The sequence below is a fragment of the Bacillota bacterium genome, from assembly GCA_040754675.1.
Taxonomy (GTDB): Bacteria; Bacillota; Limnochordia; order Limnochordales; family Geochordaceae; genus Geochorda.
This window is the reverse complement of record JBFMCJ010000181.1, coordinates 1-7,793: the sequence shown is the minus strand read 5'-3', so window position 1 is coordinate 7,793 and position 7,793 is coordinate 1. Positions and strand designations below refer to the sequence as shown.

Sequence of the window (7,793 nt, the reverse complement as noted above, 5' to 3'; positions counted from 1 at the left end):
GTGCGCGGGGCGCTGCAGGCGCGGGGTGTGCGACTTGTCCCGATGCGGGAGTGGCGCACTCGTCAGGCGGCGCCCAGGTAGGCCTGCTGCACCGCAGGGTTTTGCGAAAGCTCGGCGGCCGTGCCTGACAGCACAACGCTTCCCGTTTCGAGCACGTAGGCGCGGCTCGCAATCGAAAGCGCCATGCGGGCATTCTGCTCCACGAGGAGCAGCGTCGTTCCCTGCTGGTTGATCTCCCGCAACAGCCGGAAGATCTCTGTCACGAGCACAGGCGCCAGCCCCATGGAGGGTTCGTCCAGCAGCATCAGCCTCGCCCGGCTCATCAGGGCGCGCCCGATGGCCAGCATCTGCTGTTCGCCGCCGGAGAGGGTCCCGGCGTTCTGGCGGCGGCGTTCGGCAAGCCGGGGGAGAAACGTGAAGACACGTTGGAGGTCCTGCGCCACCTGGCGGCGGTCCTTGCGGGCATACGTTGCCAGCAGCAGGTTCTCCATGACCGTGAGGTTGGCGAAGATGGCGCGGCCCTCCGGCACGTGGGCCACGCCCATGGCCGTGATGCGGTCCGGCTCGATGCGCGTGAGGTGCTGGCCGGCGAAGCGGATGGTGCCTGCGTACGGCCGCACCAGCCCCGAAACGGCGCGCAGGGTGGTGGTCTTGCCGGCCCCGTTGGCCCCGATGAGGGCCACCACTTCCCCTTCCCGGACGGTCAGCGAGACGCCCCGCAACGCCTCGATGCTCCCGTAGCGCACCGAGAGGTTTTCGACCTCGAGGAACGGCGCAGGTGCCACGGCTGTCACGCCACCCCCGCCTCTTTGCCCAGGTAGGCTTCGAGCACGCGGGGATTCTGGCGCACGGCCTCGGGCGGCCCCTCGGCGATGATCTCGCCGAAGTCCAGGACGAGGATGCGCGGGCAAAGCCGCATGACTACCCGCATCTGGTGCTCGATGAGCAGAATGGCCACGTTGAAGTGCTGGTGCACCCAGCGGATGAGCTCCATGAGGCGGTCGGCCTCCCTGGGGTTCATGCCGGCGGCGGGCTCGTCCAGCAGCAGCAGCCGGGGGCCGACCGCGAGGGCCCGCGCCATCTCCAGCCGCCGCTGGTCCCCGTACGGGAGGCTGCCGGCCGGCTCGGTGGCGACCCGGGCGAGCCCGAAAAGCTCCAGCACCTCCATGGAGCGCTGGAAGATGGCCTCTTCTTCCCGGCCTGCACCCGGCGAGTTGACGATCGCCCCGGCCAGGCTGTACCCGGCCCGGGAGTAAAGCGCGGCTCTCACGTTGTCCAGCACTGAGAGCCCCTTGAAGAGGCGGATGTTCTGAAAAGTCCGCGCAATGCCCAGCCGGGCTATCTGGCTCGGCAGCATGCCCACGAGCGACCGCCCGTCGAAGCGGATCTGGCCCGTGGTGGGCCGGTAGACGCCGGTGACCAGGTTGAAGACCGTGGTCTTGCCGGCCCCGTTCGGGCCGATCAACCCCACCAGCTCCGAGGCCTGCATCCTCAGCGCGAAGTTGTTGACCGCCCTCAGGCCTCCGAACTGGATGCCGAGGCCTTCGATTTCGAGAAGTGTCCGCTTGTCGACCGTAGGCTAACCCTCCACCTCAGCCGATTGGCTGCCCTGCGAAGGCGCTCCCGCCGCGCTCGCCGGGCTTGCCACCGGGGCGCCACGCCCGCCGGCGCCGGCATGCGCAACCAACGCCCGTGCCTGGATGGCTCGCTCGCGGGCGGGGATGAACGGTCGGAACTCCCGGTAGCCCAAAATCCCCCTGGGCCTCAGGATCATGAGGAGCACCAGCAACAGCGGCGCCAGCACCCAACGCCACAGCCCCAGGAAGCGCAGGGCCTCCAGCAGCACGGTGTACGTCGCCGCGCCCACCACGCTCCCGGCCAGGCTGGCCACGCCGCCCAGGTAGACCATCACGAGGATTTCCGTCGACTTGATGATGTCGAAGCTTCTCGGGTTGATGAACTGGATCAGGTGGGCGTAAAGCCCTCCGGCGACCCCTGCGAAAAACGCAGCCAGCAGGAACGCCTGCATCTTCACCTGGCGCGTGTTGATCCCGAGGATCTCGGCCGCCACCTCGTCCTCCCGTATGGCCGCCACGCCCCGCCCGAAGCGGGAGTAGATGAAGTGGCGCAGCACGCCAAGCGTCGCCAGCACCCAGAAGTACACCCACGCAGGGGTGGTCAGCCTCCCGATGCCGGGAAGCCCGCGCGGGCCACCCACCGCCTCGATGTTCTCGATCGCGCTCTTCACGATCATGTTGAGCGCCAGCGTGACGATGGCGAGGTAGTCGCCCCGGGTGCGAAACGACGGGACGGCCACGAGGAGCCCGACCAGGGAGGCCCCCACGCCCCCTGCCAGAAGCGCCACGGGGAAAAGTGCGCCCCACAGGCTCCTGGGCACCCACCACAGCATCACCACGGCGGAGACGTAAGCGCCCACGGCCATAAAGCCCGCGTGGCCGACGGAGAACTCGCCCATGTACCCGTTGACCAGATTGAGGCTGGCCGTCAGCATGATGTTGATCCCGACGTACATCAACACCTGGACGTGGTAGGCGTTGACCGGTAACAGCGGCAGGACGAACTGCAAGAAGGCGAGCAGCACTGCCGCCGCCACCCACGGACCGAGCCGCCGTATCGTGTTCAAACCTTCTGTGCCCATGCTCGCCCCAACAGCCCCGTTGGCCTGAATACCAGCAACAGCAAGAGCAGCGAGAACGCGACGAAGTCCCGGTAGGTCGACGGCAGGAACGCCGCGACGAACACCTCGGTGGCGGCCAGGATGTACCCGCCGATCATCGCCCCGCGGACGCTCCCGATGCCGCCCACCACGGCTGCTACGAACGCTTTCCAGCCGACCAGGATGCCCATGTAGGGGTCAATGATGGGGTAGGCCAGCCCGACCAGGATCCCGCCGGCGGCCGCCAGGCCGGATCCGATCGCGAACGTCAGCGCGATGATGCGGTTGACCGGCACGCCCATCAAGGGCAGGTGGCGCATGTCCCACGAGATGGCGCGCATCGCAGTCCCGGTCAGCGTGTGGTTGACGAAGAGGTCGAGCGCCAGCATCAGCACGATGGCAATCCCGAAAATCACGGCCTGGGTGGATGAAAACCCGATGTCACCCGGAAGCGGGTAGAAGCGCAGCGGGATCATGCGGGGGATCTGCCTGGGCTGCGCGCCAACGGTGGCCAGCGTGAAGTGTTCCAGGAAAAGCCCTACCCCCAGCGCCGTGATGACGGCCGACACCCGAGGCGCCGCCCGCAGGGGGCGGTACGCCACGCGTTCGATGGTGACGCCCAGCGCGGCGGTGGCCACCATGCTGAACAAAAGCGTGACCACGAAGGGCCACTTCATCACCGCCGCTGCGAAGAAGCCAAGAAACGCCCCTACCATGAAGATGTCGCCATGGGCGAAGTTGATGAGCCGCAACACCCCGTAAACCATGGAGTAGCCCAGGGCGATGAGGGCGTAGACCGAACCCAGTTGAAGCGCGTTGATGGCCTGCTGCAGCAAGTATGAAATCAACGAACCCGGCCCCACCTACCGTTGAGTGCTGCGCTGCTCGCTGCGGCCCCAGGGGGCGAGGGCAGGGGACCGATGCCTGGCCGCTGACCGACCGTCAGTCGGTCCGCCGCCCACTCACTCGCCTGCGGCCCCTGCCCTCTCCTCAAAGCCCGCCCTGCGTCAAGCTTGCGGTCGCCCTACGGGGTCGCCGTGGCGAAGTACTTGAACTGGCCGTCCTTGATCTGGATCACCACGGCGCTCTTGATCGGGTCGCCGGTGCCGCGGAACTGCATGGTACCGGTGACCCCGTCGTAGCGCTCAATGGAGGCCAGCGCATCCCGCACCGCCTGCCGGTCAACCTTGCCGGCCTTCTGCAGGGCCATGAACAGCAACTGGAACGAGTCGTACGTCAGCGCCGCCACGTCGTCCGGAACGCTGCCGTACCGGGCCTCGTAGCGCTTGATGAATGCTTGAGCGGCCGGGGTGGCGATGTCCGGCGCGTAGTGCGTCGTGTACATGAGCCCTTCCATGTCGGCCCCGCCCAGCTTGATCAGGTCGGGGAAGCCCCAGCTATCCGATCCGATGATGGGAATGTTGAGCCCCACTAGGTGGGCCTGCTGAACCTGCAGCGGCACCTCGCTGTAGTAGTTGGGCAGGAAGAGGACCTCCGGCCGGGCCGCCCTGATCTTGGTCAGCTGCGACAGGAAGTCCTTGTCGCCGGTGGTGTAGGTCTCAAACGCCACGACCTGGCCGCCGAGGTCGGTGAAGCTCTTGCGGAACACCTCAGCGATACCCTTGTTGTACTCGCTGGCCACGTCATACAAGACGGCCGCCCTCTGCGCCTTGAACTGCTGGCGGGCAAACGAGGCGACCACGCGGCCCTGGAAGTCGTCGGTGAAGGCGGCGCGGAAGACGTACGACTTGTTCTTGGTGGTGTTGGGGTTGGTGGACCAGGGCGTGATCATGGGGGCCCTTTCCGATTCGGCGATGTCGGCGGCCGGTACCGCGTTGCGGCTGGCGTTGGGGCCGATCATGGCAATCACGCTGTTCTGGGAGTAAAGCTTCTGCGCGGCCGCCACGGCCGACTGGGCCTTGTCCTCGTTGTCCTCAACGAAGAGGCGGATGGTGTAGCGCTGGCCGCCGACCAAAAGCCCTCCGCCCTGGTTGACTTCGTCCACCGCCATGCGGGCCGCATTCACGCACGACTGGCCGACCACCGGGATGCTGCCGGTAAGCTCCGCGTTGACCCCGACCGGAATTTCCGCGGCCGCGGCGCTCAACGCCGTGGCGAGCGCGATGGCCAACACGACCACAACGGTGAACGCCGGTCCCGACAGCCTTCCAGAACTCCGCATGAAAACCAACCCCTCCCCGTCCGGATAGAGTTGCTCACGTCAGTTGCCACCACGAGAACGTCATTCAGTGTCGGAAAAGAAGTAGAAACAGCATTCGCTACCCATCCCCGCCCCTCCTCCAGGAAATGCCGGGTCAGGAAATGCCGGGTTGAGAGGGCACGCCGCGATGGGAAAGCGCGCCTACGGGGAGACCGGGCGCTGGAGGATTTGCTGCAGGTGCGGCCATGCCCGCTGCAGCAAGGTGGCGGCGTCCACGGGACCGTCCCGGACGAGGGGCACGACCAGGTGGTCCCAGAAGACCGCATCGAATTCCAGGAAGGCCGGAACCGCCGGCAGGGTGCGGGCGAACGGGAGGGCCGCGTCCGCCGCCGCCTGCGCGTCCGCGCGTCCCGGCACGTGCGGCCGCCAGCCCAGGGAGTGCAGCGCCTCGGCGAGGTACTCAAGCGCCGCGAGCGCATCGGGAGTTGCCGGTTCCGGCACGGCGGCCCCCTCGACCCAGGCCCACGTGGCCCGCGATACAGGCCCTGCCGGCACGGGCGCGATCCGGACGGCAAAAGCGCGGCCACCGGCGACCGGGGGTTCCCCCGGCCGGAACGGCGAGGGCGCGCCCGGCACCTCCAGGGGATCGGAGAACAGGCCCATCATGAAGGCGGCCTCGGCCGTGCGGAAGAGGACCTCCGGCGGCCGCTGCCAGCTTGCGGGGGCCGGAGGGCTCAGGCCTTCGTCGATGAAGCGGCGGTAATAGCGGGCGGCCTCCAGCACGGCAGCGTCCCCGCTCCAGGGCTGGCCGGGCGGTTCGAGCAGCGCGCCCCCGGCCTGCCAGATGAACATAGCCAGCGGCGGCCACCCGTTCACCCCCATGGCCCACCGGGACGTCCCCGAACTCACCAGCTGCCTGCCCGCCTCGAGCAGGCGGTCCCAGTTCCACGAGGTCGAGGGGGGCTCCAGGCCCGCAGCCGCCAGGTGCTCGGCGTTCGCATAAAGCAGCACGGGGTCGAGGAATCCGGGTACGGCATAGACCCGCCCGTGCCAGGTGAACGCCTGGAGGGCGGCGGCGGGGGGAGTGTAGGAGGCCACCACGCCGGTCACGTCGGCCAGCCACCCCCGGGAAGCCAGACGGGCGGCGAGCGTGGGGTCCACGACCACGAGGTCGGGCGCCTGGCGCTCGGCGAGGGCCAGGGTGAGGCGGGCCGTATAGTCCCCCCACATGGGTTCGACCCGTATCTGCACGTCCGGGTGCGCCTGCTGCGCCCTGCGGGCCGCCTCGCGCCAGGTGGCGAGGTATCCGCCCCGGGCAGGCACCCAGAAGCGGACGGTCTTCGGCGCCGCGCCGTCCGGCAGCGCCTGCCCGGCCCGGGCTCCGAGCGCAGGGACAAGCAGGGCGGCAGTCGCGGCGACGGCCAGGGCGCGCGTAAAGCCCTTCACACGTTTATCGTAACGCACGGCGCAACGCCGCATGCCCGGCCGCCCTCCTCTTCTTGACGGCGCCTGCCCCGGAAAGAATACTGAAAAGAGGATCTCGCATGTTGCAGGAGGTCGGTGCTCTTGGAGCGTCAGTCGGACATTCTCAGGCGGATCAACGATCTGGCGGCGGAGCGGCTGGCGCTCTGGTCGAAGGGGCACCTGTCCGACCAGGATCGGGAGCGCATCAGCCAGATCACGATGGAGCTCGACCGCCTCTGGGAGAAGCGCCGTGAGGAACGGGCCGCCGTGGCCCACGGCATGCCGTTGCGCAGGCTTCTCTGCGGCGACCTGAGGCGAACTGAGTGAGTGGACCCGGCGCCCTGGAGCCTGCCCCCGAGGCCATCTACGACGGCATCAGGTGGCCTTCTCCGCCTCCCGATCGCCCCTACGTTGCGCTCAACATGGTGATGACTGCCGACGGCAAGACCACCCTGGACGGCGGGCGCCACGAGCGCGCCATCGGCAGCCCGGTCGACCGGGCGTTGATGGTGCGGCTGCGGACCTGCGTGGACGCGGTGGTGCGCGGAGCCGGGACGGTGCGGCGCTCGCCGTACTACCCTCACGTGGTCCCCGGGGCCCGGGAGCGGCGTAAAGCCGCGGGGGTGGCGGAGGTGCCGCTTTTCGTGATCATCAGCGGCTCCGGCGAGCTCCCCCTCGACACGCCCCTCTTCCGTGAACCCCCGCGCCGCCCCCTCGTCTTCGTGGGGCCTGCCGCCCGCCCCGACACCGTCGAACGCCTGCGCCAGGTCGCGCAAGTGCGGGCCGGCCCTGTGGACGTTCCCGGCGTGCTCAGGTGCCTGGCCGGGGAGTTCGGCGTCCGCATCCTCTTGAGCGAGGGCGGCCCCACGCTCAACGCGGCGTTCTTCGAGGCCGGATGCGTGGACGAGCTTTTCCTGACCGTGGCGCCGTTCGTGGCCGGAAGCGCCCGGGATCTCTCCGTGGTGGAGGGGGAACGGTTGCTGCAGCCGTTCCCTGAGCTTGAACTGTTGAGCGTCAACTGGCATGCGAGCGAACTTTACCTGCGTTACCGGGTCCTCAGGGGAGGGCCCGAACGAGGGGGCTGAACCCGGAGTGGGGCTGGCGGTCTTTGCCGCCTTCGCGGCCATGCTCGGCCTCTTTCCCTTTCTTTCCACCTACCTCACCGCCCTGGGGGCCGACGCGGCTCTGGCCGGGGGCGTGCTCGCCGCCTACTCAGCCGCCAACGTGGCGGGCAACTGGGTCGGAGGGCTCCTCGCCGACCGGTGGGGGCGAGGGTTGCCCCTGAGGGTGGGTCTGGCCGGGACGGGCGCCTCGCTCGCCCTGTACCTGGTTCGCCGCCTCGACGTGGTGGCTGGCGCGCACGCGGTGCACGGCTTGATGGCGGGGTTCGTGGCGCCCGCGGCCTTCGCGTGGGTGGGCGACCGGTCCCTTTTGGCAGGGCGGGGGACGGCCATGGGGCGGATTGGCGCCGCCATTGCGGCCGCAGCAGTT

Annotated in this window: 9 protein-coding genes; 3 read left to right on the top strand and 6 right to left on the bottom strand. The window is 68.8% G+C overall.

The window, feature by feature from the left end; translation table 11 throughout:
- Positions 1-62: 62 nt before the first annotated feature.
- From AB1609_11565 to AB1609_11540, 6 genes are all read right to left on the bottom strand, one after another.
- Positions 63-794, bottom strand: coding sequence for an ABC transporter ATP-binding protein (locus AB1609_11565; GenBank protein ID MEW6047102.1), 732 nt, complete (start codon positions 792-794; stop codon positions 63-65).
- Positions 791-1,549 carry an ABC transporter ATP-binding protein gene (locus AB1609_11560; GenBank protein ID MEW6047101.1) on the bottom strand — a complete coding sequence of 253 codons (759 nt, stop codon included), beginning with the start codon at positions 1,547-1,549 and terminating at the stop codon, positions 791-793. Before AB1609_11560 ends, AB1609_11565 begins: the two co-directional genes overlap by 4 nt.
- A gap of 30 nt (positions 1,550-1,579) precedes the next feature.
- Positions 1,580-2,659, bottom strand: a complete 1,080-nt coding sequence (locus tag AB1609_11555) for a branched-chain amino acid ABC transporter permease (GenBank protein MEW6047100.1) — start codon at positions 2,657-2,659, stop codon at positions 1,580-1,582.
- Positions 2,641-3,522 carry a branched-chain amino acid ABC transporter permease gene (locus tag AB1609_11550; GenBank protein ID MEW6047099.1) on the bottom strand — a complete coding sequence of 294 codons (882 nt, stop codon included), beginning with the start codon at positions 3,520-3,522 and terminating at the stop codon, positions 2,641-2,643. Before AB1609_11550 ends, AB1609_11555 begins: the two co-directional genes overlap by 19 nt.
- Before the next feature lie 179 nt (positions 3,523-3,701).
- Positions 3,702-4,859: an ABC transporter substrate-binding protein gene (locus AB1609_11545; GenBank protein MEW6047098.1), complete on the bottom strand. Its 1,158-nt coding sequence runs from the start codon at positions 4,857-4,859 to the stop codon at positions 3,702-3,704.
- Positions 4,860-5,039: 180 nt separating this feature from the next.
- Positions 5,040-6,317 (bottom strand): extracellular solute-binding protein, encoded by a 1,278-nt coding sequence (locus tag AB1609_11540; protein ID MEW6047097.1) that lies wholly within the window; start codon positions 6,315-6,317, stop codon positions 5,040-5,042.
- 87 nt (positions 6,318-6,404) lie between these two features.
- Here AB1609_11540 and AB1609_11535 point away from each other — a divergent pair, with 87 nt between their 5' ends.
- The 3 genes from AB1609_11535 to AB1609_11525 form a co-directional block, all read left to right on the top strand.
- The gene (locus AB1609_11535; GenBank protein ID MEW6047096.1) at positions 6,405-6,629 is read left to right on the top strand and encodes a hypothetical protein; all 225 of its coding nucleotides are present in this window, start codon (positions 6,405-6,407) and stop codon (positions 6,627-6,629) included.
- Positions 6,626-7,387, top strand: coding sequence for a dihydrofolate reductase family protein (locus tag AB1609_11530; GenBank protein MEW6047095.1), 762 nt, complete (start codon positions 6,626-6,628; stop codon positions 7,385-7,387). Before AB1609_11535 ends, AB1609_11530 begins: the two co-directional genes overlap by 4 nt.
- A gap of 7 nt (positions 7,388-7,394) precedes the next feature.
- On the top strand, positions 7,395-7,793 hold a 399-nt coding region (locus AB1609_11525), incomplete at its 3' end, for an MFS transporter (GenBank protein ID MEW6047094.1).